This window comes from Coleofasciculus sp. FACHB-1120 (assembly GCF_014698845.1).
GTDB lineage: Bacteria > Cyanobacteriota > Cyanobacteriia > Cyanobacteriales > FACHB-T130 > FACHB-T130.
In genome coordinates this window covers 19554-43549 of sequence record NZ_JACJTV010000010.1, presented here as the reverse complement: position 1 = coordinate 43549, position 23996 = coordinate 19554, and the positions used below count along the sequence as shown (strand labels likewise).

Here is a 23996-nt window from a genome sequence, read left to right as displayed (position 1 = left end):
ATTCTCCTTTTCTCATCCAGATGTCGATCCAGCCTTTGGGATTCAGCCCAACTTTGTTGTGGTTACTGGTAGGAGCGATCCTTTGCTCAGTAGAGCTAGTTGTCCCAACAGCTTTTACCGCTTTCATGATGGGAATCAGCGCCTTCGTGGTGGCACTGTTAGTCATGCTGCTCCCAGTGCCGACGGCTTTACAGGTGGTGCTTTGGATAGTGTTTTCCCTTGCTTTGATTTACCTCAGCCATCGCTTGATACCGAGGCGAAAGGTGTCTTCGATTGAAGATGCAACCGAGGGTCAGACTTTAACAGAGATTTTGCCAGGAGAGATGGGGCGAGTACTCTACGAAGGAAATTCTTGGAAGGCACGGTGTGAAGATGAGAAACTAGCGATCGCGCCCAACCAAAGAGTATACGTCGTCAGGCGGGAAGGCACAACTCTCATCGTGCTGCCAGAACACCTATTGAAATCCTAATTCTAGGGTTTATCAATCTGCGATATTGTAAAAACGAGGTTCACAATGGAAGGATTTTTTGGGTTACTAATCGCTTTAGTTTTAGGCGGATCTGCCCTCTCAGGCGTCAAGGTGGTTACTCAAGGAAACGAAGCTTTAGTCGAAACTTTAGGTAAATATAGCGGCAAAAAACTCAAACCCGGTCTGAATTTCGTGATCCCGGTTTACGAAAGAGTCGCTTACCAAGCAACTGTTCGGGAAAGAGTTCTCGATATTCCCCCCCAACAATGTATTACCCGCGACAACGTTTCGATTACCGCTGATGCTGTTGTGTATTGGCGGATTCTGGATTTGGAGAAAGCCTACTACAAAGTGGAAAATCTCCAGTCAGCAATGGTGAATTTGGTGCTGACGCAGATTCGCTCGGAAATGGGCAAGCTGGAACTGGATGAAACCTTTACTGCCCGGACTCAAATTAACGAACTTTTGCTCAGAGAACTGGACGAATCTACCGATCCTTGGGGAGTGAAGGTGACGCGGGTAGAACTGCGAGATATCGTTCCCTCCAAGGCTGTGCAAGAATCGATGGAATTGCAGATGTCGGCGGAACGTCGCAAGCGGGCGGCAATTCTCACCTCTGAGGGCGAACGCGAGTCAGCCGTGAATTCGGCTAAAGGGAAGGCTGAGGCGCAAGTTTTGGAAGCAGAAGCTCGTCAAAAATCCGCGATTCTAGAGGCGGAAGGGCAACAAAAGACGATTGTTCTGAAAGCGCAGGCGGAACGGCAGCAGCAAGTTCTCAAGGCCCAGGCTACTGCTGAAGCGCTGCAAGTGATTTCCAAAACGCTCAAAACCGACCCTAATGCTCAGGAAGCTCTCCAGTACCTACTGGCTCAGAATTATCTGGAAATGGGGATGGCGATTGGCAAGAGCGGCAGCAGCAAGGTGATGTTTATGGACCCGCGCACCATTCCAGCAACGTTGGAAGGCATCCGCTCGATTGTTGGAGACACGAACCAAGCTCAATTTTTAGATTTAGGCGAGGACAGTTAATCCAGGGCATCGCTGGCAACTTGAGCGACACAGCAGCGATCGCACAGTCCAAAAAACTCCAGAGTATGGTAGAAAATTTTAAACGAGTGCGATTGTTGCAGCTGGGTCTCCAGCTCATGGACTGGACATTGATTGATGGGAATCGAGTCTCCGCACTGCAAACAAGTCAGGTGGTGCTTGTCTTGTTGCACGGAACTGTAAAGGGATTCGCCACTTGCCAACGTCCGTACCTGCACGACGCCGTCCAGTTTTAAGGCTTCTAGGGAACGATAGACGGTTGCTAGTCCCATGCTTTGGCTACGATTGCGAAGTTCTACATAAATATCTTGAGCTGAGACAGCTCGGTTCAGCGTCTTGAGCAGATTCAGAATACGCTCTTGACTGCGGGTGCGTTGGGCTTTCATGGTTTTCAGTTTTCTAGATATCCTTAATATGTTTCAGGTTGTTGCTGATATCTTTATCTCTTTCCACCTTAAATCGTGAGAACTTCACGCAGCTCACACCCTTCCCCCCTTAGAATAAAACAAATATCACCTATCTAAGGGAATAATTTATAAGGATGTCTATGAATCGGAAATACCAAGCGAAAATCTACGTGACTCTACGCCCTTCGGTTTTAGACCCAGCAGGCACGGCGGTACAGTCTGGATTAGAGCATATGGGATATGACAATGTCGATCAGGTGCGAATCGGAAAGTACATTGAGCTGACTCTGATGGCAGAGAGTGAGGATGAGGCGCGGCATCAATTGGATCGGATGTGCGATCAGTTGTTGACGAATCCGGTAACAGAAAATTATCGATTTGACCTAACGGAGATGTCCGGTCAGATAGAGACGGAGATATTCTTTTAGGATAATAGGGGCTAGGTAGTTAATAGTTAGTAGCGCTCGCTCATTTGTGAAGAACCGATTGCTACTGATGACTTCTGTTTAGCCAATCTTCCATTAGCGATTAGCAATATGAAATTTGGGGTTGTTGTGTTTCCGGGTTCTAATTGCGATCGCGATGTCGCTTATGTGACTCGCGATTTGCTACATCAGCCGACGCGGATGGTTTGGCATGAAGACACGGATATTTCCGATCTCGATGTGGTAGTGATTCCGGGTGGCTTCAGCTACGGCGATTATCTGCGATGTGGCGCGATCGCTCGTTTCTCTCCGGTGATGCAAGCAACGATTAAACACGCCCAGCAAGGGAAGTTTGTCTTGGGTATCTGCAACGGGTTTCAGGTGCTGACAGAAGCGGGACTCTTGCCAGGGGCGCTTACCCGAAATCAAGATTTGCATTTTATTTGCGATCGCGTTCCCCTAAAAGTCGAACACACCCATCTCCCTTGGACACAAGCTTATTCTACCGGGCAAGTCATTACCCTCCCAATTGCTCACGGCGAGGGGCGATACTACGCCGATGCCGATACTTTGACACAACTAGAAGATAACCAGCAAATCCTCTTCCGCTATCACGGAGAGAATCATAATGGTTCTTTAAATAATATTGCAGGTATTTGCAATAAAGAAAGAAATGTGCTAGGAATGATGCCTCATCCAGAACGTGCCTCAGACCCGATTTTGGGCGGTACCGATGGTCTTGGGTTATTTCAAGGATTACTGTCTGCGGTGGTAGCGATCGCGTAGCCTGTTGTTGGTAGCATTCGGAAGTGGCAAGACACCAAGATAGAATTCGTACTCTCTTGGTGTCTTTATGTTTTTATGATTAATCTTCAAGTACCTATGTATTTAGGTAGAAATACGTTTGGCTGTGGCAAGTTCCACCCACAGACCGAGAATTGTTCCTACCAGACAGCACTAGCATCAAAAAAGTGCAAAGACGGAATTCATGGGCAATTATGGTCGCAATTACTGATTTTCAGCCGACGAGTTCGGCAACGATTCAACGAACACCTACAAACTACAACGGACACGAGCAGCAATTTATAAAGCTGCTCGAAATGGAAGATTTAGACAACAAACTGGCGGCACAGCCTGAACTAGCAAAAGACGTTGAAAGTGCGATCGCTACCGCAATTGAGGCTGCTTATAAGGTAGAAAGTGGCGATGAGCCAATTGAAGCAGCTCACCTGTTTTTGCAGCGCGTTCTGTATCGAATCAATCGGCTCAAGCTGTTTTGGTATGACGATTTGCGCCATTACACTAACGAGCGTTCAATCTGGTTACAAAAAGTTCGCAACCAAATTGAGTCAGCTTGGCAGCAGTGGGAAGTAGCACACTTTGACGTAGAAGCACTCCAAAAACTTGCACCAGCCGATGTTAAGCAAGCCCTGAGTGAGCGGGGCGCAGCCGACTTAGATCCTCCCCTATCAGAAGATAGTCGGTATTTGCGTGAGGAAACGACAGAGGCAGGTTATCGCCGAATCTTGGCAATTGGTTCTTTCGATGGTTTAGTCGAAGGCAGCCGCCTTTCGCGTATTCTAGGGGGTGCTGCCAACGCAGTGCAATGTACCCTCATCAGAGTGCTGCTGGAAGAGTACGGTAACGGTCGCCTTTCCCGCAAGCACTCTACCTTTTTTGCCCAGATGCTTGACGAGTTTGGCATGAATACAGAGCCAGAAGGCTACTTTGATTTAGTTCCCTGGGAAGTGCTAGCCTGCGCCAATCATAACTTTCTCGTTACCGAGCGCAAAATTTATTTCTTGCGTTACTGCGGTGGATTGACTTATTTTGAAGTGGCAGGCCCTGCGGCGTACAAAACCTATCTAGCAGCAGCACAACGGTTGAACCTTTCTGATGCAGCAATGGGTTACTGGGAGTTGCACATTCGGGAAGACGAACGTCACGGTCAATGGATGTTAGATGATGTGGCACTGCCGTTGGTTGACAAGTATCCGAATGATGCTTGGGAAATTGTCCTCGGATATGACCAAGAAAAGCTAATGGGCGATCGCGCTGGTGTAGCGATCGCGCGTTCAGCAAGAGAAGCCGATCGAGAGGTCAATCGATAAAAGAAAATTTGCTTAAAAGACTTGTCGCCTTATTAATAGTCCATCCCTTTCTCGTTCTCTAGGCTGACTCTTGGGAACGGGAATAAATTTGTCTATTTATACTTTGGTTTAGATAAGCAGTTTAGATAAGCAATAAGAAGGGGGTGCTGAGAACTGTTAAATTCTCAATACCCCTTCGTCCGTCCTTGTCTAAAGCAAGTTTCTGAGTTCAGGAAAAGCTACTTTTAGCGATCGCACTTTTCCCTACTTTCTAGCCAAAACTTTTACAAAGCTGTCATGATCTGAATTAACTCGGTAGATAAATCTACCTGACATTTATGGTGCTTTTTAAACAAAACTCCAGCCAAAAGATAGATGTTTCCTGAATAGAACGCCATCTTCTTTTCTCGTAATTCTCTAATTGTGTTTTTAACTTTTGGCTCAGAGCTGTAATAGCCAAAGTTTAGCGGGGAAACTATAAAATTAGCAATGGAATATCCTTGCATAATTGCATAGTTAATAAAGCCCTCTGGATTAGAATAACTAGAGAGCATCAGTAAGACATTTTCATAATCCAAAGATAAAAGCTGTTTGGCAATTTTAGAACCATCTGTACCGCCATGTAACAGAGGTTGGTAAATATTCTCGTCTGGTGCTGGAAGATATGGTGGATTTGAAATCAGATAATCAGCCTTGGGGAGAGACGCTTCAAAGAAAGAGGTATTGTGGATGATATATTGAGCGCTGAGTTCGTATTCCTGAATATTTGATTTTGCAGTTTTCCAGGCTAACTCATTGAGTTCAAATCCATGTATGATTCCATCAAATCTGGTTCTCATTAAAGAGTTAATGACTGGGGTTCCATCTCCTGCACCAAATTCGATGATGGTTTTACCATGAGCGCCCTCATTTAAAACTAAACTTTCTAAACATTGAGAATAAAAATTAGACTCTTCTGGGCAATAAAATACATCTTTTACTGGTCTAGAGGAAATTAGCATATTTTTCTATGTAACAACTATAACAAACTTAATTCATCCTCTGTGGTTTTGTGATCTATCAAGAGAATTATGCCCAAAGGCATTGACATTTATTTACATTTATTTATAATTTTCTAAGGTGTTTTTTAGGCTTAAAAAAAACTGGTTTTTAAAGCAAAAAATGGCTAATTGTTCAAAAGCAATTAGCCATTAGATATGATTCCTTATTAAGTAATGAATGCAGCTTTAAAAAGTTAAGCAACTGTTGCTAGTCGCTTAATGTCACGATTGACTACACGGGTATAAACTTTATTGCAGAATAGCAGGCGTTTGGTAGCAAGCTGCAAGCTATCTTTTTTGACACAAGTTTGGATTACATCTGTGCGGACGTATACCTCTTGCGAAGCCAGCATTGCCTGACATTGTTGCTGGATTCACCGTAAGTCCAAACCAAAGGTGAGGCAACACTAACGCGAGGAGGCTGTTTTAAGGGTGGTTGATAGCGCTGGAAGTCTTAGGGTAATGTTTGCGGAGGACAACGGTATTGTAGTTGTAGGCGATCGCTATAATATTCGTGACCAGGCAGGTGCTTCCCAAGCACAGCAGGATATAGGTGGGAAGCATCACTACCCCAACCTGGAACCAAGTAAATACGTGCAGCACCATCACCAGAGCAAATACGGTTGCCACTCCAGCACTACGCCACACCTGAACTGGAGGACGACAAAGTGCAGCAAGAATCAGGGTTGAGATGGTACCACCCAAGTTGGCTGGAACCAGAAACGCGCAAATGGCGATACAGTGGGCGCGTGAAAACTCAGAGAGGGTATTAAAGTCCAACATCCATTCATTATATCGAATGGCAAAATTTTACAAGACTTTTTGCCATCATCTGTAAGCACTTACTACGGTTTATAATATTTATTTACATATTTGGGCGCTCTCTATCCTACAAAAACTGTACGTTCTCGTCTAAAACTACATAATTTGGGTTAAATCTAATACAAAGCCAGGTAACATCTCTTCCCCTGATAAAGTTGCCGGATTTTCTAAAATCTCCACATCCTGTCCTTGACGATAGATTTCTACTCGCTGGTTTTTCCGGTTGATCAACCAACCTAAACGAGCGCCATTGTCCATATACTCTCCCATTTTCGCCTGTGCAATTTTCACCGAATCGCTAAGAGAAAGTAACTCAACCACAAAATCAGGACATAGAGGCGCAAATCCCTGTTGTTCTTCGGGGGTTAAAACATCCCAGCGATCGCGTCTTACCCAAGATGCATCGGGTGAACGATCTGCACCTTTCGGCAGTTTGAAGCCACTTGAAGAATCGAAGGCAAGCCCTAGATTGTTTTGTCGGCTCCAAGCTTGGAGTTGATAGGATAAATCGATGTTCCGATTTCCGGTTTCTCTAACTGTAGGGGGCATAATTATTAGTTCTCCCGATGCTATGCGCTCAAATCTTAAATCCCGATTGTTCTGACATAACTGGAAAAACTGCTCGTCTGTCAAGTCAATCGTTAATTTGAGGGTAGAAGGTAAGGTAATTGTTGCTGTGTTCATAAAGTCATCAAAGTATTAACTTTCTTGGATTTTCTAGTTTATTATCGCTCTGCTATAAAAGAGCGATCGCTCTTTTTTGCTCCCACATTAGCAATACTTTTTTCTAAATTCGGGAAAATTTAGTCGTAGAGTACCTGCATTAATTTGAGACTGATTTCTGTAAAAGAGCGAAGTAACCCAGCGATCGCCAAATAAAGGCAAGGGGTACTACGCCTATCCCTATTGTCAACCCTGAGACTGATGTAACCCGCCGTGAGCCGATTAATTTAGTTAATAGAACTTAACATTTGACAACTAAGCCAACGTTCCTGGATGCAATTCAGCTGCAAAGGTGAATGGTTTGTCGTCAGCAACTTTAATAAAAGGATGAGAAAGAATGCAACTAAAGCCAATCACAGAGCAAGTTGTCGCCGTCGTTGGTGCTTCTAGCGGCATCGGGCGCGAGACAGCTTTGCAGTTTGCCCAACGAGGCGCAAAATTAGTAGTCTCGGCTCGCAGTGAATCAGGGTTAAAGTCTTTGGTAGATGAAATACACCAAAAAGGCGGCGAGGCAGTCGCGGTTATTGCTGATGTCACAGATTTCGAGCAAGTAAAAGCGATCGCAGATAAAACCGTGCAGGTATACGGGCGACTCGACACCTGGGTACATTGCCCCGCCACGGGCGTTTTTGCAACTTTCGAGAATACAACACCGGAAGAGTTTAAGCGCATCATTGACATTAGCCTAATGGGGCAGGTATACGGTGCAATGGCGGCGCTACCCCATCTCAAGCGTGAAGGGCGCGGGGCACTGATCCACATCTCTTCAATGGAAGGCAGGCGTTCATTACCCCTCCAGAGTGCCTACTCCTCCGCAAAGCACGGTGTCGAAGGTTTTCTGGAATCTCTGCGCGTTGAGCTGCAACATGAGGGAATTCCCATTAGCGTAACGAGTGTGAAGCCATCCGTGATCAACACGCCCTTCTACAACAACGGTCGCACGAAATTAGGCGTCAAACCGACGGGAATACCGCCGTATTATGAGGCAAGCCTGGTTGCCGATGCGATCCTTTACGTAGCTGAACACCCTACTCGTGACTTCATTGTGGGAGATGTGGGTCGGATGTTAGATGTGGTTCAGCGAATCTCACCCGGACTGGTGGATCAAATTTTGGTTCTTATCGGTTTTGAGGGGCAACGCACCAATGAACCAAAGTTTGAAGACGCGCCGGATAATCTCTACGAGCCAATCCCTGCTCACGACAAAGTTGAAGGAGATTTTGGCAACCTAACGATACCCGCCTTTACTGACTGGCTAGATAAAAATCCACCGATTAAATGGGGTGCTGCGGCAGCTGCGGCGTTAGGAGTTGCAGCAGTCTTCAAAGGGTTTTTTCCCGGAAATGATATTTAAGGCGATCGCATCAGGGACACTACTCGGTTGATAAGCGATCGCATCCAACCCCAGCCGCCTTCTCATCTAAAGCTGCGATCGCTCTCATAATTCTTAAAACGAATGGGGAATTAGAAAAAAGGCAGACCGAATTTCATTTCTAATTCCCCATTCCTAACAAGCAACAAACTATCAATGACCCGATTAAAAAATTAGATGTTATGCCTTCAACCTTCCATCTTCTAGATGCAAGACTCGATCGGCAACATCCATAATTCGACTATCGTGTGTCACCATCAGAACCGTGCAACCGCCTTCCTTCGCAAGCTGACGCAGTAACTCAATCACAGCGTGTCCGGAGTGAGAATCTAAAGCTGCCGTAGGCTCATCTGCCATAATCAACTGAGGATTGCCAGCTAAAGCACGAGCAATCGCCACCCGTTGTTTTTGTCCTCCAGACAAATCGCGGGGTAAATTTTTCGCTTTATCCGCCAATCCCACCTGTTCTAGCAAAACTTGTGCCTGTTGCCGTGCCATTCGTCCCCGAATCCCTTTGAGATGCAGTGCTACTTCTACATTCTCAGCCGCAGTCAGCGCCGGAAACAAGTTAAAGCCTTGAAAAATAAAGCCAATATTTGCCAGCCGGAACCTTGCTAACTGGTTCCGAGACATCCTTGTAATCTCTTCACCCAGCAAGTGTACGCTGCCAGCCGTCGGCGTCAAAATCCCAGCTAAAATTGATAGTAAGGTCGTTTTACCCGATCCGGATGGCCCCATCAATAGTTGAATATCGCCCTTGAAGATTTCCAGATTCACCTTTTTAAGGGCTTGGAAACGCGATCCTCCCGACTGGAATACCATTTCTACTCCGATGCCGATAATGGCTTTTCTGTGAGCCTGAAGCGAACTCATAGAAGGAATAGCATCTAGATTTCGGACACTGGCAAATTGAGTACGGTTGCTTTGGGAAAGAATCATCAATATTTCTATTCGCTATGTCTAAACTACAATGAGTTACTCAATTCAATCTGTCTTAAGTAACCATACTCCGGACAAAATTTCAACGGAAGCATCGAAGGAAAGAATCAGGGATGCAGGCTTTCAGAAGGAACTGAACATTAATGCCTCCAACTCCAGATCAAAACTGTTCGACTATTGAATAGCGTGAATAGCGAGCAGAAATCAATCTATTGATAGAGATTGACACTAGGGACTCAATAGTAGGTGTGCCTCCTGATAGCACGAACCCTGTCCCACGCACCGCTTCAAGTGAGGTTGAATTATACTCACCTACTTAAAGTACGCACACTCTCCAAAATAGGTTTGTATAAATTTTTAATTTCTAATTGTCCGCCCTGTTGCCAATATAAAGTTAAACTCACTATCAGCTAGGATAAAACAGACATCTACATTTATTATTGATGGTCATTGAGTATATCAGGTTCCTGAAAACCCATCGAATATTATCCTAAAGCGGCAAAATTCTAAAATCATGCCTTAAAAACAATAGCCGGATCGACACGAGTCACTCTTTGGATGGCGAAGATAGCTGAAGTGACACACATCAGTGTCGTAATCCCAAAGATGGCGATCGCACTTCCAGGCGTGATTAAAATGATGATTCCCTGAGTAGCAAACGTCCAAGCTCCCAACCCCAGGCAAAGAACCATGCTGGGAATATAGCCCAGAACTGCCATCCAGAGCGCCTGCTCGACAATCACACTGTAAATCTTCCAATCAGAAGCCCCCATCGCCTTGAGCGTACCATACTCCTTTAAGTGGTCAGATACAGAAGCGTAGAGGATCTGACCTGCGATCGCCATCCCGATAATAATGCCAACAACGGCACCCAAGCCCAAAATAAACCCAATTCCCGTGCGCTGCTGCCAGAAAACCCGCGTCTGCGATGCCATTTCGGCCTTCGTATAAGCGCGGGTATCTGGTAGTGCTGCTTCTAACTTTTTCTTGAGTTGCTGTAAATCTTGACCGGGCTTTGCCTGCACCAATACATAGGTGATTAAATCAGTAGGAGTTAATTTCTGGGGTGCAGGAGCAGATAGATTATTCGCAGCGGGTGGGTTATTAAAACTCGCCGACGCACTGGTACACTTTATGTCACCCGATTGGAGCTTGCAGTTTAAACTCGTCGTTACGCGGGAATTTGCGTAAGCGTTGGCAGTCTCCAACGAGGTGAACAAAAAAGTATTCGATGTAATTGATTGAGTGTCTTGCGTCAGAGCAACTAACTGTGCCTTAAATGAGCCAACTTCAGCAACATCGCCAATTTGTTTGATGTTCAAAGGACGCAAATTAGATTTATCCAGCATCACCGTGTAAGGCTGCTTTAAGGCACTCAAACTTCCTTGAATAACTTTCCCTGGACTAAATAATTCTCCGGCTGGATTGAATCCGATGATTCTCATCGGTGAAATCTTGTTCCGAGAATCTCGCCACAAAGATGCTTGGACAATCAGCGGTTCAGCTTGTTCTACGCCTTCTACCCGTCGAGCCTCAACAACTCGCTGCGCGGGTATGGGTAGTGTCAGCTCCATGTGAATCATATCCGCTGAGGATACCCAGATATCAGCATTGGAATTGTCGATTAGCAAAGTCGTGGCGCGAGTAAATCCATTGAAAATACCCGTTTGAATAGTGACTAAGCTAACTGCAAACATAATCCCCGCCTGAGCTGCCAGGAAGCGGGGAATATCCTCAAATAGGTTTTTGCGGGCGATTGATGCCATGAAAGGAGTTGTTTACTAGCGTGTTTATTATAAAACCGGAAAATTGAAAGACAATTTCCGCAAAACGAGCGAAATAAACTGAAAATTGCGTTACAGTACCCCAAACCCGATTTCTTAGAACAATCAGATTTGCTAATCCTATTCATTGTGCTTACCGATATATCCGCACTAAGATGGATTTTTTAAATTTATTTTACTGTGAAAGGATTAAGCTTGGTTCTGGCTGCGATTTCCCTATAATTACCGACGTGCTGAGAGGAGTTCAATGCGATCGCGTCTTTTCCGTGTCAGAGGAAATCTCGCCTATCCAGCGTTAAGCCAAGCCTCTGGCTATCAAACAATGCCGCTGCGCTCTCTACCTTTGCCTTTACCAATTTAATACCCGCGAAAGAGTAAAGAGCGATACTAACTAAGCTACCTTCATAAATAGAAACATCGTAATAAACAGACTACGCTCAACTTAAAATAACATAGGAGAAAAATTCATGAGCGACGAACAAAATCCAGTATTGCCAGAAGATCCTAGCGAAGCAGAACCGGGAAGAGGGGCACCAGGAAACAACCACATTGGAGTTCAATTATCGCAATCAGTATTGGGCGTGAATGCAGCAGATGCGGTGATTCCATCTAATGTGGACAAAGAGCTGAATAAACACCAAGTTGAAGCAGCTAGAGAACAAGAAGAAGGAACTGGTTTAGATACGACCGAGGGTTACATCCTGGATGAAGCGGGGCAGCTAAACAATTTTGCGATTGAGCCTCCAATGTATGTAGAAGAGAAATAATATACGACCTTTGCTGGGAGCGCCAATCATCGGCCTCCCGGCATATTCATGTATTTAAAAACAAAAATTTAATAACTTTGCCTGAAATCCTAGCGTCTCAACTGTAGGTAACAAAAAGACGTTATCGGCATTAGTTATGAAAAAAATATACTTTTTGATTATGGGGGCAGTTGCGATTTCGGCAATTACTGGTGCCACTCTAGCAACAGCCGGTCGCCAAACTGGGGCACAGAACCAACAAAGCATAGAAACAAATATACCGGAATCAACTTCGATCCCAGAAGCAACTGCGATCGCTTCCACCGTTAAAACCAACAACGATGCAGTTGAAGCCACAACCCCACAGACAACGACTCAAACGGATGTGGCAATACAGCCAAAGCTAGATGAGTTTCCCCATCAACGCATCGTTCTGGTAGATGAAGTAAACCCAGGAAGTGACTTCGCTCAATTTCGGCAACAGTTGCGGGAAGCAGTGCGATTGCGCGATGCTGAGTTTGTGCAATCCATTTTGCCCCTCAACCAAATTGGCATTGGTCACGGCATCAGCACCCTCCCCGATTTGAAGCTAGAAAATCACAATGCCCCAATCTGGGGATGGCTAGAAAAAGCCCTAGCTGCCGGTTGTTTTCAAACCACTAACCAGAGGCAACCGGACGTTGACCTCCAATCTCCAGGTTGGATTTGTAACACCGTACCGCGCGATTTTGCTCGACAGTATCCCGCACCAAATTCTGCCGATGGCGTTTCCTACGAATTAAGCCGCGTCATCGTTGTAGGTGAAAATGTGAACGTGCGATCGCAACCTAGCCTAGAGAGTCCAGTAGTCGGCTTACTCTCAAACGAAGTCGTCAAAGTCAATCGTCAAATCGAAGAACAACGCGCCAGAGAACGGGCGCAACGAGGCGAAGATTACAGTTCCATCAACGGGTGGACTGCGGTGATTTTGCCAAATGGAAAACCGGGCTACATTTCCAATCGTTTTGCTTATTCTCCCCTAGAATATCGAGCCGCCTTTGGCAAAGCGAAAGGGCAATGGCGTCTGCTTTATATATCTGGTGGAGAGTAAATTAAGGTAAAAGTATCGCTATTTCGAGGAAAATTAGACAGACGACTGGGAATTAAAAGCAAGTTTCCCGCAGACTAAAGCTTGAAGCGAGGTCAATGAAGTTCGCAAAGGTGACTTCACGAAAAGGATATCTGTATCTTCGACCAGCAAAAATTCTGTTAACTTGCTACAATCTCCCAGCCCGATTAATACCTTTGAGAGCAACGTCTATGCCAGTAGATTTAATCATTCTAATTGCCGCACTTATCGTATCCTGGTTAGTCTTTACATTACTCATTAAGGTAGTGAAAGCCAGCATTGGCACAGCCATTTTAATTGCGGCAGTTGTTCTTGTTTTACAACTTTTCTTTGGCATTGGTCCTCAAGACCTTTGGCAGCAGATAACCCAACTTCCCCAAACTATTTTGCGAATGGTTACGGGCAATTAATTATATTGGCAACAGTCCATAGTGCAGGGGGGTATATCAATATGCTTGGCTGATCGCCAATATTTTGTTAAACCCGTCCCTACAAATCATATTAAGCCGTAATCATCTTGGCAACCTTTTCCATCACCTTACTCAAGGGATGCTCTGGAAACCGCAGGCAAAAGAGATCGCTACTTGCCATTTGAATCATCTCTTCTGAAAGCGGCAAAATTCCAGCCACCGGAGCATTGTAGGTTTTTTCTACCTGTAGCTTCAAGGCATCAAAATCCAAAACGGGTAGCGCCTTATTTACTAGCAGCAACATCTTCGGCACCTGTAGTTTCCGAGCCACCTCCACCGTCACGGCAGTCCCCTGAAAGTCTTGGCGGTCTGGGCGCAAAATTAGCACCAAGATATCAGAGATAGTAATAGAAAGCAGCGTTTCTTCGTTAAGGCCTGGATGGGTATCAATAAATAAGTAATCCAGATTCAGGGTTTCAATGATATCTTGAAAACCATCATTGAGGAGACCAAAATCAAATCCCTCACGCAGCACTCTAGTAATATCCCCCGCTTTGATACTAGAAGGAATCAGATGAATGCTGCCGCCTTTAACGCCGGTCTTTCTTAAAATTGAGGTGACATCGTAGGCAGCTTCTTCAATTAAACAACGACCCCATAGGTAGTCATTGAGAGAGTGTTCCATCTTCTGCTCATCGAAACCGAAAAGCACATGGATTCCTGGCGATTGAATATCGGTGTCAACGATACCAACGCGATACCCAAAGCGAGCGACTAAAGCTGCCAGATTAGCCGTCGAATTCGATTTGCCAGTGCCACCCCGAAATGAGTGGATGGACACAATTTTTGACATACTTTACCTCAATGTGTGAGAGGATTCTTCATCCTTAACAGAAAACAATCGAAAAAGCCCATTCCAGGGCGCGACGAATGAACCGTGGGGCTTAATTTCTATACCATTTGTGGTTTGGTTGCAACATATCGATTCTCAGCTACCCTTTTTTCAAGCGTTAGCGAGGGGCTGAGAGAAGTGTTAATGTAGCACCTCACAATCCAAATGAGATTACACCTTATCAAGGTAGTAGAAACTTGCATTTTTGGCGTGATTCCCGCAACCTGATAGAGGCTTATTACGTTTACTCACTCCAGGTTCTCCCAGATATTTGTAGATAGCTTGCTTCGCTGTTTGGGGGCAAGGCGAGTTCTGTAGCAGAGCGTTTCTCCCTCTTTTAGTTCTTGCACGAAGCCTTGAGCTACCAGAGCTTCTAACTGGGTGTGGACAACTTCCTCATCCTCGCCGGTGTGAGCTGCGGCTTCCGGCAAGGTTACGGTTTTCTGACGCATTATCCAGTTGACGAGTTTTCGCAGGTCATCGGGCAAATTCATTACATCAAGCATATTCAGACCAATATCAGTCTGGTGTCCGCTGGAATCTGCGGGTGATTGATTGATTCGATCCTGATTCATCTTTTCCTTCCTTTCCCTTTAGCGAATGATGTGAATCGCGAACTTACGGATTCCGCGTAGCATCCTCAGTTCGATCTATCGATAGATGTCCTCTAATAGCGGTTTATCTCACTGCCATACCGCCATCAGGTAGATTCAGTCTCTGCACTTCTCACGGTTTTTGCCCGTTGCTGCAACTGCTGGAAGTAGTCGAGTTCTTCACTGAGTTCAGCTTCCTGGCTAGCCTCTAGAACTTCTATTGTTGAAGAATTTGACTCGGTAGTGGTTTCTGCGTGCCCGTCGCTGCTCGAATTTCTTAAGTTTGCTCGTTGCTGCAACTGCTGAAAGTAATCGAGTTCTTCGCTTTCAGTTTCTTGGCTTGCTGGTGTGACTTCTGGTATTGAGGTATTTAACTCAGTGGCAGCTTGTGGTCGCCTATCTTCCTCCCAATTTCTCAAGGTTGCTCGTTGCTGCAACTGCTGGAAGTAGTCGAGTTCTTCGGTTTCTTCAGCTTCTTGGTTTGGTTGGATGACTTTTGGGGTTGAAGTATTTGGCTCAATTGCGGCTTCTCCCTGTCCGTCCTGCTGATTGCTTAATTCTTCGACAGGAGAAGTAATTTGGCTTGCCAATGCAACTTCTGGTATTTCAACGTTTGATTCCGCAACAGCTTCTGCTTGCCCATCATGATGCCGATTTCTTAACTTTTTACCCTTTTTCTGTAACTGCTGTAAGTAGTCGATTTCTGCTGTTGTTTCAGTGGCTTGGCTTGCCTGCGTAGCTTCTGGTATTTCAACAGTTGGCTCAGTGGTAGCTTCTGCTTCCCCATCATTGGAGCGATTTCTTAACTCTTGCCCCTTTTGCTGCAACTGCTGTAAATAGTCGATTTCTGTCGTTGTTTCAGAGGTTTCTGGGATTTCAACGGTTGACTCAGTGGTAGCTTCTGCTTCCCCATCATTGGATCGATTCCTGAAACTTTTTCCCTTTTGCTGCAACTGTTGTAAGTAGTCAGTTTCTGCCGTTGTTTCAGCCGCTTCTGACCTCTCGACTTTTAATTTAAAAGTTGTTTTTTCAGAAGGATTACTTTCTCGACTCCTGAGATTTTTCGCCTTTTCCTGCAATTCTTGGAAGTAGTCACTTTCTGTAATTTCCGCTACTTGGCGTTCTTTCTTTTCCTGGTCAATCTCAATATCGATTTTTAAAAACCCTTTGACGCCTTGATAGATGGCTTTGGCGTATCCTCTATCTATCAAAACGACGCCGACTGCCGTTGTCACCAGTGCCAATGCTGGGGGCACGAGGGGTATCCATCCTGCTTTGAGAAACAAAACATAACAAGTTCCAAACAAGAGGGCGATCGCGCTTCCTCCCGCAATCACCAAGAGCAAGGGACGCCGAATCCGCCATGCCACTAAGCCTCCCACCAACGACCAGGCCCAAATCCATCCAATTTCGCCCCACTCACTCCAGTACCAAAATAGCGGTCGTTTATCCAGAACTGCACTGAGGATCTGACTCACAACCTGAGCATGAATGACCACTCCGGGCATTTTCTGAGTGCCTTCTTGAGCCGCACTGTAGGGCGTGTTGAAGTCGTCATTCACGCTGACTGCGGTGTAGCCAACTAAAACAACCCGATCTTTGACTAAAGCCGGATCGATCTTGCCCTTGAGTACATCTGTGAGCGTTATCTTTTGGGCAGGCAGATTTGCCGAACGGTAGTTAATCAACATCTGCAACCCTTCCGTGTCGGCGTTCCGGTATCCGCCAGCATTCGGATCGGGGCTTTTGAAGAGAGTGGAACCGATCTTCAGGTTCCCGTCATCTGAAGGTTCTGCTTCGATTCCCTCAGCTTGCAGGTACATGAGTGCTAGGGTCAAATCCAAGGAGGTGAGTTGCTCTTCGGGATCGCTACAAAGATGGGGGTTCTCTAAGGGAGCGTTCGGGACTGGAGGATTTGCCACTAAGAGACTGCGGCGAACCCATCCATCAGGTTCTTTGACGAAATCAGCAAATCCCACTTGGTCTGGTGAGATTCCAGGCGGTGGCGGAAATCCTGCCTGTTTACCATCACTGAGTTGGCAGATCGTAATAATGCGATCGCTTCCTTTGAGGATCTTCAATAAATTGGCATTCCCCTCTTTGACCGGAACATCCCGAATAATATCTATACCGATGGCTCTCGGTTCATACTGCTCTAGTTTCTCTAACGCTTTGGCAATTGTGGCATCCGAGATAGGCCACCCTTTCTCAGTTTGGATATCTCCCTCAGTAATCTCCACCAGCAACAGGCGATTATCTGGACCTTCATCACGACGCATCCGAGTCAGCTGGTCAAAAGCACCCAGCTCTTGTCCCTGAAGTATCCCTATCTGCCTCGCTCCCACGACCAAGCTTGTTGCCACAACACTGGTGAGAACGACTTGTCCCCCAAAATTTAAAGCTGCTGTGCGTAGGTTGCTTGTATTTGACAGCAGGGAGCGAATCTTTGAACTAAGCCGAGAAACCATATAATTGACGCCTCCTCTCTAGGGGCTAGAGTTCTTATTTTCGCTCAACATGTAACTTTAAAAGAGGAATTTAAGATTAAGAATTTATCTATATCCTTTTGCCTTTAAAAATTGTTTAAACAGACCAGTGAGCTGTTGAAAATCAAAGAATGAATTGCCTACAAAACTTCATGAAGTTTTTGAAAAAAAACTAGATAAATAGATATTTTTTTGGTATTCAAAGAAAAAGTGACGATTTGAGAGATAATTTTATAGTAGTTATAGCATCAAATTTTGTGCTAAGCAAAAACCGGAGCTTTCAAGTGCCCACTGAGGCAATAAATCTGACAAAATAAATAATTGATTTCTAGAGACTTGTCTGGAAAAATCGGAAACTTTGTTGAAGATAAAAGAGTCTTTGTCTAAAACCGCTACGGTCGCGGTCGAGTTTATTTTACGAAGTACGATGCCTCATAGAGGCGATCGCTTCGAGAAGTAGTTTCTTCCCCTTGTATGCGCTCCGATCGCTGTTCGCCAGGTAAACCCACTGCAACAACTAAAAGATTATGGTGAATAAGTATTCTGTGTATTTCACAACACTCTCCTTAGCCTTGTTGGTGGGGCTTAGTGCGATCGCTACCAGCTTTCCAGCCACCGCCACCACAAAAAGCCAACCGATTCAACAACCCAGCCTGAACCGCAGAGAAATGCGTGTAGCAGGTCGCCTAAAATTTAGGCTGCCAAGAAGGGTTGGGGCACCCCGGACTAGAGAACCCGGAGCATCGCGTGGTAGCAGCACCTGCGCTGCCGAAGGAAAGTCGCTCATGGCATTGTTGCCCAGCACAAATATAGGATTAACTGTAGCTGCTCATCCGACTTTATTTGTTGCTCTTCCTGAAGCTTCCGTTCAGGAAGCAGAGTTTATTCTGTATAACGGGGAAACCAGTGAGCAGGTAAAATACGAAACAACATTGCCGATTCCAAATGTGGGAGGTGTTGTTAGTGTTAGCCTTCCTCAAAAGGATGCACCACCGCTGGTTGTTGGCAAAACATACCGTTGGTCGTTATCAGTGATTTGCGACCCCGAAGATCGGGGGGCAGATATTGTTGTAGAAGGGTGGATTCAACGAGTCCAACCAAGTTCCGTTTTGAGAAATGCCTTACAGAAAGCAGCACCGCGCGATCGCCCAGCAATCTATGCAGATGCTGGGATGTGGCTTGACACTCTTTCATCTCTAGCTGACTTACGTAACGCCAATCCTAGCGATTTAACCTTAGAGACCGATTGGCAAGACTTGTTAAAGTCAGTTAATCTCGGCACAGTGGCTAAAGAACCCTTAATAGTAGATATCACTCAGAAACCAACACCGTAAAGGAAAGCATTGCAGTGAGTTAGGGGTAAGGGCTTGACCCTTGCTCCTTCTTTATTCTGGTTGCATCAGCTGACTAATTTCTGTCACCCAATCCCGGCGATCGCGATGTTCCAGATTGAGGATATCCTCTAAAGACCAGTGAAAGTGGAACGCTATCAAGGCTACCTCTTGGCGTAGTATATCCGAGGGGTAGCCTAGAATTCCCCCGATAGAGAAAGCTCCACCTGAAATTGACGATTGCACTGGGGACACTGAACCGGAATGTAAGCTTCCCCCTCCTGGTTAATGCGATTGTAAAACTCCCGCAAATATGCCAAATCCCGCGAGAAAAGACCCTCCAACAGCGTAGGCGTTACCTCTGTTACAGTGCCGATACAGGTAATCACCCGCGAGAACATCACCAAGACTCCATAAGCTGGATTATCCTGAACGCCCCGGTCTTTTTGGACGCACATTTCATCTTTTGCCGTTGCCAGGCGCATCACCCCCTGGCGATGAACGCCCCCTTGAGCATCGACCAATCCTCTAGGGAGGACAAATTCAAATTCTGTTTGGATGCGATCGCTGTCCATCTCGTCGGGTTACTCGGAATCAGAAGCTAGTGCAGAATTTGCAGGAGGGTTTGTGGCTTCTTTCAATCCTGCATTTTCCTGTTCTAGGTCATTAATTTGACGATAAAATTTCTGGAGATAATTCAGATCACACGCAAAAAAGCCTTCAACAACTGAAGGCGTGACCTCCTCCAACGCTCCCAAGCGGACAATCACGCGAGACAAAATAATCACTGTAGCGTAGGCAGGATTTGATTTAACACGCGGATCTCGCAAAGGGACAATCTCATCCATCGCCCTCGACAAACGCATTACACCTTTGCGATGCAGATTGCCATCCGCATCAAGGTATCCCTTCGGTAAAGTAAATTCAAACTCAGTTTGAATCATTCCTTGCTACTTGAATCCGTTTTAACTGTTCAACTGTCATTTCTATTTCTTCAATCTCCAGCTCACCCCCAGCCGCATTCACATCAGAAATTTTATAGCTAGTAGGCCACGCCCGTTGAAACTCAAATCTAAACTGTTCTTCCGCCGCTTGATTATAAATCACCAAAGAACCATCTCGTCTTTGTTCAGCCCAGTCTCCATCCTGCACAGCTTGAATCCAGTTCCATAACGTCATCGAACAAGTCAGACCCCGGCGCAGAGTAATATTGCTGTAACTAACCTTACCCGGAATTTTTGTAGTGACAATTCGACCCTTCGACTCTCCATCTTTTCCCCACTTCTGAGGTGTCACCTCAGAGATTTCTATCACCTGTTGGGTAGACTTAAAACCGCTACAATCCATAAAGTAGCCGTCTACTGCATCATTGCTGCCATTGAGTTTTAGTTCTAGAAAAAATCGGCAAGTAGTGAGGATTTCAGGGAAGTCTGTCACAGTTGATACCACCTTACAACCAATGAGCTTTCAAGCTGATAATCAATGACTGGTGAATAAGACTGCGATCGCATCTCACCTCACCAGCGCAGTTTTACAGGGAGTTGCCTTGAGGATTCATTCTATGCAGATACAGTAAACTTCATCCGCTCATAGTTAAGCTTAAGCGTCCAAGTCTCTAGTTCGCTACTCCCTGCGTCCCGCTTAGGAACATCAAAACTATTGGGAAGCACCCCTACAAAGCTGTACGTTAACCCTACCTTCTGATCTGAACCAGAGTAATAGACATTAATTGTCATTTCTTTACGTAAGGTTCGCGCTTTTGCTGCTTCCCCAAGGTTAGCTTTCGAGGCGCAATCCTTGTACCACGTCCACAGCTTATCGTCATTTCCACCCTGATGCGCTCCTGGCACCAAAACGAGCGTTATCTCGCCATACTTCGGTTGACTTGGAACACTAAGAACCAGAGATTTTCCCTTCGGGCCAGAACCGATGGCATTATCAGCACCCTTTGGGGACATTTCTACTGACATCCCACTGACTTCTTTGACAATGATGTCTTTGATATCACCAATTGCTACATCGAAGTTATCACTAGATAGCAATTCAACGGCATCAGCCATAAATAACCTTCCAATCAATTACAAAAGAATGACTTTGGGGTTTGCAGATTGCAAACCAATTTAAATTAAGAGGATTGGGTCAAACGCCCAGACTTAAATAGATCAAGCTGGATCGAACTGGTCAACCTGTAGCGTAAAAGTTTCTTCTAGCAATCCGCCTTCGGCACTGAGTTTTCCGATTTGATATTTACAAATCCAAACTCCGCTCATCTTCCACGAATCTACCATTTCTCCGGCTGAGTTATAAGATTTAATTACGCCTTCTGCCATTCTGGCACTTGTAGGAAAGCCGCCACCATCCTCTGCCTTCGGCATACACTGTAACAGCCACTTTCGCATCAACGAGCTAGTACTCTTTGCATCTCCACTCGCTAGGGTTACTACGGTGATTTGAACCGCTGCCTCCCTTTTCTTAGTAAGCGTCTGCCGTACAGAACCCTTGGCACCAGACATTAGGGCATCACCGTGTTGAACGTCAGTCTTATATGCTGGTAAGTCAACACTTTTAAACTGTAAACCGTCACCGACTCCCTTAATTTCTAATTCAAAATTCTCAACGGTAATAATCGCCATTGTTCAAAACCTCCTTACAAATTTTTTCAATATTAGTTTAGATATCAGCCTGAGAGCTGATATCTAAACTGAGGACTTTAACCTATTGGTTAGGAGACCACTGACTGATGCGGAAGATCACAAATTCCGCTGGTCGGACTGGGCAAACGCCAATTTCGACATACAGACGACCCAGCATGATTGTCTCGTGGGTATTGATACTGGCATCGCACTTGACGTAGAAAGATTCACCAGGCGAACCGCCAAACAACGCCCCTGCACGCCATAGCCGTTCGAGGAAATTGCTAACGGTGCGGGTAACTCGCGCCCACAAATCTTGATCGTTAGGCTCAAACACAACCCACTGGGTACCGATTTCAATCGAGCGCTCGATGTAGCTAATCAGACGGCGGACGCTGATATAGCGCCATTGGACATTGGCGGGTTCTACCAGAGTCCGTGCGCCCCAAACTTGGAAGCCTCGGTTGTAGTTAGCGAAGTTGCGGATACAGTTAATCCCCACAGGGTTCAACAGTTCCTGTTCGCGGAAGTTAGTCTCGTAGGCTAGACCCAGGACACCGCGAGGAACTTCGTTAGCGGGTGCTTTAAAAACGCCACGAGTCTCATCGGTACGGCACCAAATCCCCATCATGTGACCGCAGGGAGGAACCAAAATCGGTCGTCCGGCATTGCGTGGGTTCGCCACTTTAATCCAGGGATAATACAATGCCCCGAACATAGAACGACGATTGAAGTTACTTAACCACTGAGCGACGTGCTGAGGCTTTTGTTGCTCAGGGGGTACAGGATCGCCACCTCCCTTGCAAGGTGGTGGGTCGAGAACAACCATGCGGTAGTTGGGGCTGGGTGCGTTGTTTTCGCACATACTAACCATCATTTCCATGATGCCGTGAACCTGATCCAAATCCAGCAGACCGCGTTGGTATGCCAGCATTAGGTCGGGGCAGGCAATCATGGAAACTTCGTCAATTTCAAAAATCCCTTGGACGCCCGTGCGGTCATCGCGCACCCCATTCACATCCCGTGGAAAGCGCTCAGGGCTGGAAATGACGGGTGGAGGGCTGACTTCATAGGTGCCGTTGACAGGTCGCCGGGACAGGGGTTGTCCGCTGGTGGACATATCGGTGACGGACAAAAATTGAGATGCCTGCTGGTCGCCAATCCCTTCATTGATCGCAGTGACGGCATAGGTACCCACTTGTGCCTCGACATCCGGGTTCATTGTCAGGTGGCTGTACTCTTCGAGTTTCTCGCCACCGCTACTAACAATGACTTTAAAGTATTCACCTGTGTTGAGTGGGGGTTCTGCCTCTGGATCTTCCGGGGCTTTAGGTTCATCGGGGAGGATTGAAACATTAACTCGTCCGCCGGGTAGGGCAAGAGCGGAGCTGCCATCTTCTTCGCCTTCGGATGGCTTAATGGCAAACATTAAAGAGGGACGATTTCCAGAGGTTCTGAGCTTCGTGGCTGTTTCTTCTAGTGGCGGTGGTTGTGAACCGGGGAGTTTGGTACCAATGCTAGTCACCCAACAACGTCCACCACCGTTCATAAACCAGCCATTGACGGCAAAGGGGAGGTAGGCGTTGAAGTCTGTGTAACCATCGGAGCCTTGTTTGGCAAAATACTCTAGGAATTGGCTCCAATTGGTGATCATCATGGGTTTGAACAGTTCGGCATCACCGCGGACATCCTCGGTAAAGCCAACAAACCCAGCAACACTCATACTCACCCCTTCAATCGGGCGGCTGCCACGGTCTACTTCTTCGACGTAGACACCAGGAGCAAAATAATCCATTGGCATAGCGTAGTCTTCCTTGATTAGTGGTGGGTAATCGGTAATTGGTAATTGGGAATCGGTAGGGGCGACCCACCAGGTCGCCCCTAGAGTAGGAGGTAATTAGTTACGACCTACTACGAACTACCCCATTCCCTACTACTTCTATAGGTGTGTTCGGTTCTCCTTGTCCTAGTCGGTTAAAGGGAACTGTCACGGTTACATATAAAGCTGGACGTAATGGAACCCCCAGCGCACGCCATAGAGCGACGGCATCAATAAGCCCGACAGCAGAAATGGTCATTGATAAGCTGCCATAACCCCGTAATGAAGGAGCGAGCAATTCTTCTGGTAGCCAGCGGTAACGTAACAACAGCATCAATGCTTCTGACAGCAGACGCTGTTCTCCTAGGGCAGTATGATCCCAGGCACTGACTAGGAACGAAATGTCAAACCATAACGGGGAATACTTCCCAAAAGTGGGTGGATGCGGTTTTTCCTGGTTAATCCTGTGGTCTACCTGACTGTTTTCCCCGATGTTGTAGCAGAACAGGTTCAGTACTGGTCTTACATCCTCCCGCCTACCAGGGTGGTTGAAATCAATTTGCTCTGTACTGAGCAGGGAAATCCCCTCAGCCAGGATTTCTGCCAAAGTCTGGGCAGTAGCAGGGATCATAAGACTGGGTGTTTAGGCTGTATAGGTCTAGATTAGAAACACAACCCCAGAGTGTTTATTAGACTTTGGTCGAAACTTTAAAAAATGTGTGTAAATACGGATAAAGACTGAAATCCCCGACTAAGCTAGATTTGTCATTTATTTCTTGCGGAAGATGACAAACTCTGCAAAGTAAAAAGTCAGTGGTGCCTACATCCGATTCAACATTACTGAAATATCCTGTATGTC

Annotated in this window: 28 protein-coding genes; 10 read left to right on the top strand and 18 right to left on the bottom strand. The window is 46.1% G+C overall.

Going from position 1 to position 23996, the window contains the following annotated elements:
- The first annotated feature begins 20 nt into the window (after positions 1–20).
- Positions 21–470, top strand: coding sequence for an NfeD family protein (locus H6H02_RS11695; RefSeq protein WP_190818038.1), 450 nt, complete (start codon positions 21–23; stop codon positions 468–470).
- Between the two features lie 45 nt (positions 471–515).
- Entirely contained in the window at positions 516–1499 is a 984-nt protein-coding gene (locus H6H02_RS11690; RefSeq protein WP_190817781.1) for an SPFH domain-containing protein, read from the top strand.
- Here the strand turns inward: H6H02_RS11690 and H6H02_RS11685 are convergent.
- The gene (locus tag H6H02_RS11685; protein ID WP_190817779.1) at positions 1496–1903 is read right to left on the bottom strand and encodes a Fur family transcriptional regulator; all 408 of its coding nucleotides are present in this window, start codon (positions 1901–1903) and stop codon (positions 1496–1498) included. The genes H6H02_RS11690 and H6H02_RS11685 overlap by 4 nt on opposite strands.
- 161 nt (positions 1904–2064) lie before the next feature.
- On the opposite strand from H6H02_RS11685, the gene purS reads away from it, so the two are divergent.
- The 3 genes from purS to H6H02_RS11670 all read left to right on the top strand — a co-directional run bounded on the left by purS (position 2065) and on the right by H6H02_RS11670 (position 4460).
- Positions 2065–2352: a phosphoribosylformylglycinamidine synthase subunit PurS gene (gene purS / locus H6H02_RS11680; RefSeq protein ID WP_190817777.1), complete on the top strand. Its 288-nt coding sequence runs from the start codon at positions 2065–2067 to the stop codon at positions 2350–2352.
- A 108-nt stretch (positions 2353–2460) separates the two neighbouring features.
- Positions 2461–3135: a phosphoribosylformylglycinamidine synthase subunit PurQ gene (gene purQ / locus H6H02_RS11675; RefSeq protein ID WP_190817775.1), complete on the top strand. Its 675-nt coding sequence runs from the start codon at positions 2461–2463 to the stop codon at positions 3133–3135.
- Between the two features lie 212 nt (positions 3136–3347).
- A complete protein-coding gene (locus H6H02_RS11670) occupies positions 3348–4460 on the top strand; it encodes an iron-containing redox enzyme family protein (RefSeq protein ID WP_190817772.1) in 1113 nt (370 codons plus the stop codon).
- 263 nt (positions 4461–4723) lie between these two features.
- Here the strand turns inward: H6H02_RS11670 and H6H02_RS11665 are convergent, their stop codons facing one another.
- The 4 genes from H6H02_RS11665 to H6H02_RS11650 all read right to left on the bottom strand — a co-directional run bounded on the left by H6H02_RS11665 (position 4724) and on the right by H6H02_RS11650 (position 6985).
- Positions 4724–5440 carry a class I SAM-dependent methyltransferase gene (locus H6H02_RS11665; protein WP_190817770.1) on the bottom strand — a complete coding sequence of 239 codons (717 nt, stop codon included), beginning with the start codon at positions 5438–5440 and terminating at the stop codon, positions 4724–4726.
- 233 nt (positions 5441–5673) lie between these two features.
- Entirely contained in the window at positions 5674–5832 is a 159-nt protein-coding gene (locus tag H6H02_RS11660; RefSeq protein ID WP_190817768.1) for a hypothetical protein, read from the bottom strand.
- Between the two features lie 73 nt (positions 5833–5905).
- A complete protein-coding gene (locus H6H02_RS11655; RefSeq protein ID WP_190817767.1) occupies positions 5906–6262 on the bottom strand; it encodes a hypothetical protein in 357 nt (118 codons plus the stop codon).
- 135 nt (positions 6263–6397) lie between these two features.
- The gene (locus tag H6H02_RS11650) at positions 6398–6985 is read right to left on the bottom strand and encodes a Uma2 family endonuclease (protein WP_190817764.1); all 588 of its coding nucleotides are present in this window, start codon (positions 6983–6985) and stop codon (positions 6398–6400) included.
- A gap of 376 nt (positions 6986–7361) precedes the next feature.
- Between H6H02_RS11650 and H6H02_RS11645 the strand changes: the two genes are divergently transcribed.
- Positions 7362–8378, top strand: a complete 1017-nt coding sequence (locus H6H02_RS11645) for an SDR family oxidoreductase (protein ID WP_190817762.1) — start codon at positions 7362–7364, stop codon at positions 8376–8378.
- Positions 8379–8576: 198 nt separating this feature from the next.
- Here H6H02_RS11645 and H6H02_RS11640 read toward each other — a convergent pair whose 3' ends face one another.
- Positions 8577–9269, bottom strand: a complete 693-nt coding sequence (locus tag H6H02_RS11640) for an ABC transporter ATP-binding protein (RefSeq protein ID WP_199329133.1) — start codon at positions 9267–9269, stop codon at positions 8577–8579.
- Between the two features lie 578 nt (positions 9270–9847).
- Entirely contained in the window at positions 9848–11101 is a 1254-nt protein-coding gene (locus H6H02_RS11635) for an FtsX-like permease family protein (protein WP_190817758.1), read from the bottom strand.
- Positions 11102–11586: 485 nt separating this feature from the next.
- On the opposite strand from H6H02_RS11635, the gene H6H02_RS11630 reads away from it, so the two are divergent.
- From H6H02_RS11630 to H6H02_RS11620, 3 genes are all read left to right on the top strand, one after another.
- Positions 11587–11886, top strand: a complete 300-nt coding sequence (locus tag H6H02_RS11630) for a hypothetical protein (RefSeq protein ID WP_190412599.1) — start codon at positions 11587–11589, stop codon at positions 11884–11886.
- A gap of 136 nt (positions 11887–12022) precedes the next feature.
- Entirely contained in the window at positions 12023–12955 is a 933-nt protein-coding gene (locus tag H6H02_RS11625; protein ID WP_190817756.1) for an SH3 domain-containing protein, read from the top strand.
- A gap of 209 nt (positions 12956–13164) precedes the next feature.
- Positions 13165–13383, top strand: coding sequence for a hypothetical protein (locus tag H6H02_RS11620; protein WP_190412601.1), 219 nt, complete (start codon positions 13165–13167; stop codon positions 13381–13383).
- A 91-nt stretch (positions 13384–13474) separates the two neighbouring features.
- Here H6H02_RS11620 and H6H02_RS11615 read toward each other — a convergent pair whose 3' ends face one another.
- The 3 genes from H6H02_RS11615 to H6H02_RS11605 all read right to left on the bottom strand — a co-directional run bounded on the left by H6H02_RS11615 (position 13475) and on the right by H6H02_RS11605 (position 17336).
- Complete coding sequence (locus H6H02_RS11615) at positions 13475–14236, bottom strand: MinD/ParA family protein (protein ID WP_190817754.1); 762 nt, start codon at positions 14234–14236, stop codon at positions 13475–13477.
- 287 nt (positions 14237–14523) lie between these two features.
- Positions 14524–14850: an ArsR family transcriptional regulator gene (locus H6H02_RS11610; RefSeq protein WP_190817752.1), complete on the bottom strand. Its 327-nt coding sequence runs from the start codon at positions 14848–14850 to the stop codon at positions 14524–14526.
- Positions 14851–14975: 125 nt separating this feature from the next.
- Positions 14976–17336 carry a CHASE2 domain-containing protein gene (locus tag H6H02_RS11605; protein WP_190817750.1) on the bottom strand — a complete coding sequence of 787 codons (2361 nt, stop codon included), beginning with the start codon at positions 17334–17336 and terminating at the stop codon, positions 14976–14978.
- Between the two features lie 545 nt (positions 17337–17881).
- On the opposite strand from H6H02_RS11605, the gene H6H02_RS11600 reads away from it, so the two are divergent.
- The gene (locus tag H6H02_RS11600; protein WP_190817748.1) at positions 17882–18688 is read left to right on the top strand and encodes a DUF928 domain-containing protein; all 807 of its coding nucleotides are present in this window, start codon (positions 17882–17884) and stop codon (positions 18686–18688) included.
- A gap of 51 nt (positions 18689–18739) precedes the next feature.
- Here H6H02_RS11600 and H6H02_RS27885 read toward each other — a convergent pair whose 3' ends face one another.
- From H6H02_RS27885 to H6H02_RS11565, 8 genes are all read right to left on the bottom strand, one after another.
- Positions 18740–18868, bottom strand: coding sequence for a DUF6760 family protein (locus H6H02_RS27885; RefSeq protein WP_347342606.1), 129 nt, complete (start codon positions 18866–18868; stop codon positions 18740–18742).
- 14 nt (positions 18869–18882) lie between these two features.
- Positions 18883–19260, bottom strand: coding sequence for a phage tail assembly protein (locus H6H02_RS11595; RefSeq protein WP_190817746.1), 378 nt, complete (start codon positions 19258–19260; stop codon positions 18883–18885).
- Between the two features lie 9 nt (positions 19261–19269).
- Positions 19270–19629 (bottom strand): hypothetical protein, encoded by a 360-nt coding sequence (locus tag H6H02_RS11590; RefSeq protein WP_190534696.1) that lies wholly within the window; start codon positions 19627–19629, stop codon positions 19270–19272.
- A complete protein-coding gene (locus H6H02_RS11585) occupies positions 19616–20122 on the bottom strand; it encodes a phage tail protein (RefSeq protein ID WP_190817743.1) in 507 nt (168 codons plus the stop codon). The genes H6H02_RS11590 and H6H02_RS11585 overlap by 14 nt, the downstream gene beginning before the upstream one ends.
- A 122-nt stretch (positions 20123–20244) precedes the next feature.
- Positions 20245–20745, bottom strand: coding sequence for a phage tail protein (locus H6H02_RS11580; protein ID WP_190817740.1), 501 nt, complete (start codon positions 20743–20745; stop codon positions 20245–20247).
- A gap of 102 nt (positions 20746–20847) precedes the next feature.
- Positions 20848–21318 (bottom strand): phage tail protein, encoded by a 471-nt coding sequence (locus tag H6H02_RS11575; RefSeq protein ID WP_190817732.1) that lies wholly within the window; start codon positions 21316–21318, stop codon positions 20848–20850.
- Positions 21319–21400: 82 nt separating this feature from the next.
- Positions 21401–23119, bottom strand: coding sequence for a phage tail sheath C-terminal domain-containing protein (locus tag H6H02_RS11570; RefSeq protein WP_190817718.1), 1719 nt, complete (start codon positions 23117–23119; stop codon positions 21401–21403).
- 100 nt (positions 23120–23219) lie between these two features.
- Entirely contained in the window at positions 23220–23768 is a 549-nt protein-coding gene (locus H6H02_RS11565; protein ID WP_190817716.1) for a Pvc16 family protein, read from the bottom strand.
- Positions 23769–23996 lie beyond the last annotated feature (228 nt).

Bases quoted from the DNA above. Each gene is read 5' to 3' on its own strand.
- H6H02_RS11610 (WP_190817752.1), bottom strand. From the start codon at position 14,850: ATGAATCAGGATCGAATCAATCAATCACCCGCAGATTCCAGCGGACAC.
- H6H02_RS11580 (WP_190817740.1), bottom strand. From the start codon at position 20,745: ATGGCTGATGCCGTTGAATTGCTATCTAGTGATAACTTCGATGTAGCA.
- H6H02_RS11615 (WP_190817754.1), bottom strand. From the start codon at position 14,236: ATGTCAAAAATTGTGTCCATCCACTCATTTCGGGGTGGCACTGGCAAA.
- H6H02_RS11620 (WP_190412601.1), top strand. From the start codon at position 13,165: ATGCCAGTAGATTTAATCATTCTAATTGCCGCACTTATCGTATCCTGG.
- H6H02_RS11600 (WP_190817748.1), top strand. From the start codon at position 17,882: ATGGTGAATAAGTATTCTGTGTATTTCACAACACTCTCCTTAGCCTTG.
- purS (WP_190817777.1), top strand. From the start codon at position 2,065: ATGAATCGGAAATACCAAGCGAAAATCTACGTGACTCTACGCCCTTCG.
- H6H02_RS11695 (WP_190818038.1), top strand. From the start codon at position 21: ATGTCGATCCAGCCTTTGGGATTCAGCCCAACTTTGTTGTGGTTACTG.
- H6H02_RS11605 (WP_190817750.1), bottom strand. From the start codon at position 17,336: ATGGTTTCTCGGCTTAGTTCAAAGATTCGCTCCCTGCTGTCAAATACA.
- H6H02_RS11575 (WP_190817732.1), bottom strand. From the start codon at position 21,318: ATGGCGATTATTACCGTTGAGAATTTTGAATTAGAAATTAAGGGAGTC.
- H6H02_RS11690 (WP_190817781.1), top strand. From the start codon at position 516: ATGGAAGGATTTTTTGGGTTACTAATCGCTTTAGTTTTAGGCGGATCT.
- H6H02_RS11670 (WP_190817772.1), top strand. From the start codon at position 3,348: ATGGTCGCAATTACTGATTTTCAGCCGACGAGTTCGGCAACGATTCAA.
- H6H02_RS11665 (WP_190817770.1), bottom strand. From the start codon at position 5,440: ATGCTAATTTCCTCTAGACCAGTAAAAGATGTATTTTATTGCCCAGAA.
- H6H02_RS11590 (WP_190534696.1), bottom strand. From the start codon at position 19,629: ATGATTCAAACTGAGTTTGAATTTACTTTACCGAAGGGATACCTTGAT.
- H6H02_RS11565 (WP_190817716.1), bottom strand. From the start codon at position 23,768: ATGATCCCTGCTACTGCCCAGACTTTGGCAGAAATCCTGGCTGAGGGG.
- H6H02_RS11630 (WP_190412599.1), top strand. From the start codon at position 11,587: ATGAGCGACGAACAAAATCCAGTATTGCCAGAAGATCCTAGCGAAGCA.
- H6H02_RS11595 (WP_190817746.1), bottom strand. From the start codon at position 19,260: ATGGACAGCGATCGCATCCAAACAGAATTTGAATTTGTCCTCCCTAGA.
- H6H02_RS11625 (WP_190817756.1), top strand. From the start codon at position 12,023: ATGAAAAAAATATACTTTTTGATTATGGGGGCAGTTGCGATTTCGGCA.
- H6H02_RS11650 (WP_190817764.1), bottom strand. From the start codon at position 6,985: ATGAACACAGCAACAATTACCTTACCTTCTACCCTCAAATTAACGATT.
- H6H02_RS11645 (WP_190817762.1), top strand. From the start codon at position 7,362: ATGCAACTAAAGCCAATCACAGAGCAAGTTGTCGCCGTCGTTGGTGCT.
- H6H02_RS11660 (WP_190817768.1), bottom strand. From the start codon at position 5,832: ATGCTGGCTTCGCAAGAGGTATACGTCCGCACAGATGTAATCCAAACT.
- H6H02_RS11685 (WP_190817779.1), bottom strand. From the start codon at position 1,903: ATGAAAGCCCAACGCACCCGCAGTCAAGAGCGTATTCTGAATCTGCTC.
- purQ (WP_190817775.1), top strand. From the start codon at position 2,461: ATGAAATTTGGGGTTGTTGTGTTTCCGGGTTCTAATTGCGATCGCGAT.
- H6H02_RS11635 (WP_190817758.1), bottom strand. From the start codon at position 11,101: ATGGCATCAATCGCCCGCAAAAACCTATTTGAGGATATTCCCCGCTTC.
- H6H02_RS11640 (WP_199329133.1), bottom strand. From the start codon at position 9,269: ATGAGTTCGCTTCAGGCTCACAGAAAAGCCATTATCGGCATCGGAGTA.
- H6H02_RS11570 (WP_190817718.1), bottom strand. From the start codon at position 23,119: ATGCCAATGGATTATTTTGCTCCTGGTGTCTACGTCGAAGAAGTAGAC.
- H6H02_RS11655 (WP_190817767.1), bottom strand. From the start codon at position 6,262: ATGTTGGACTTTAATACCCTCTCTGAGTTTTCACGCGCCCACTGTATC.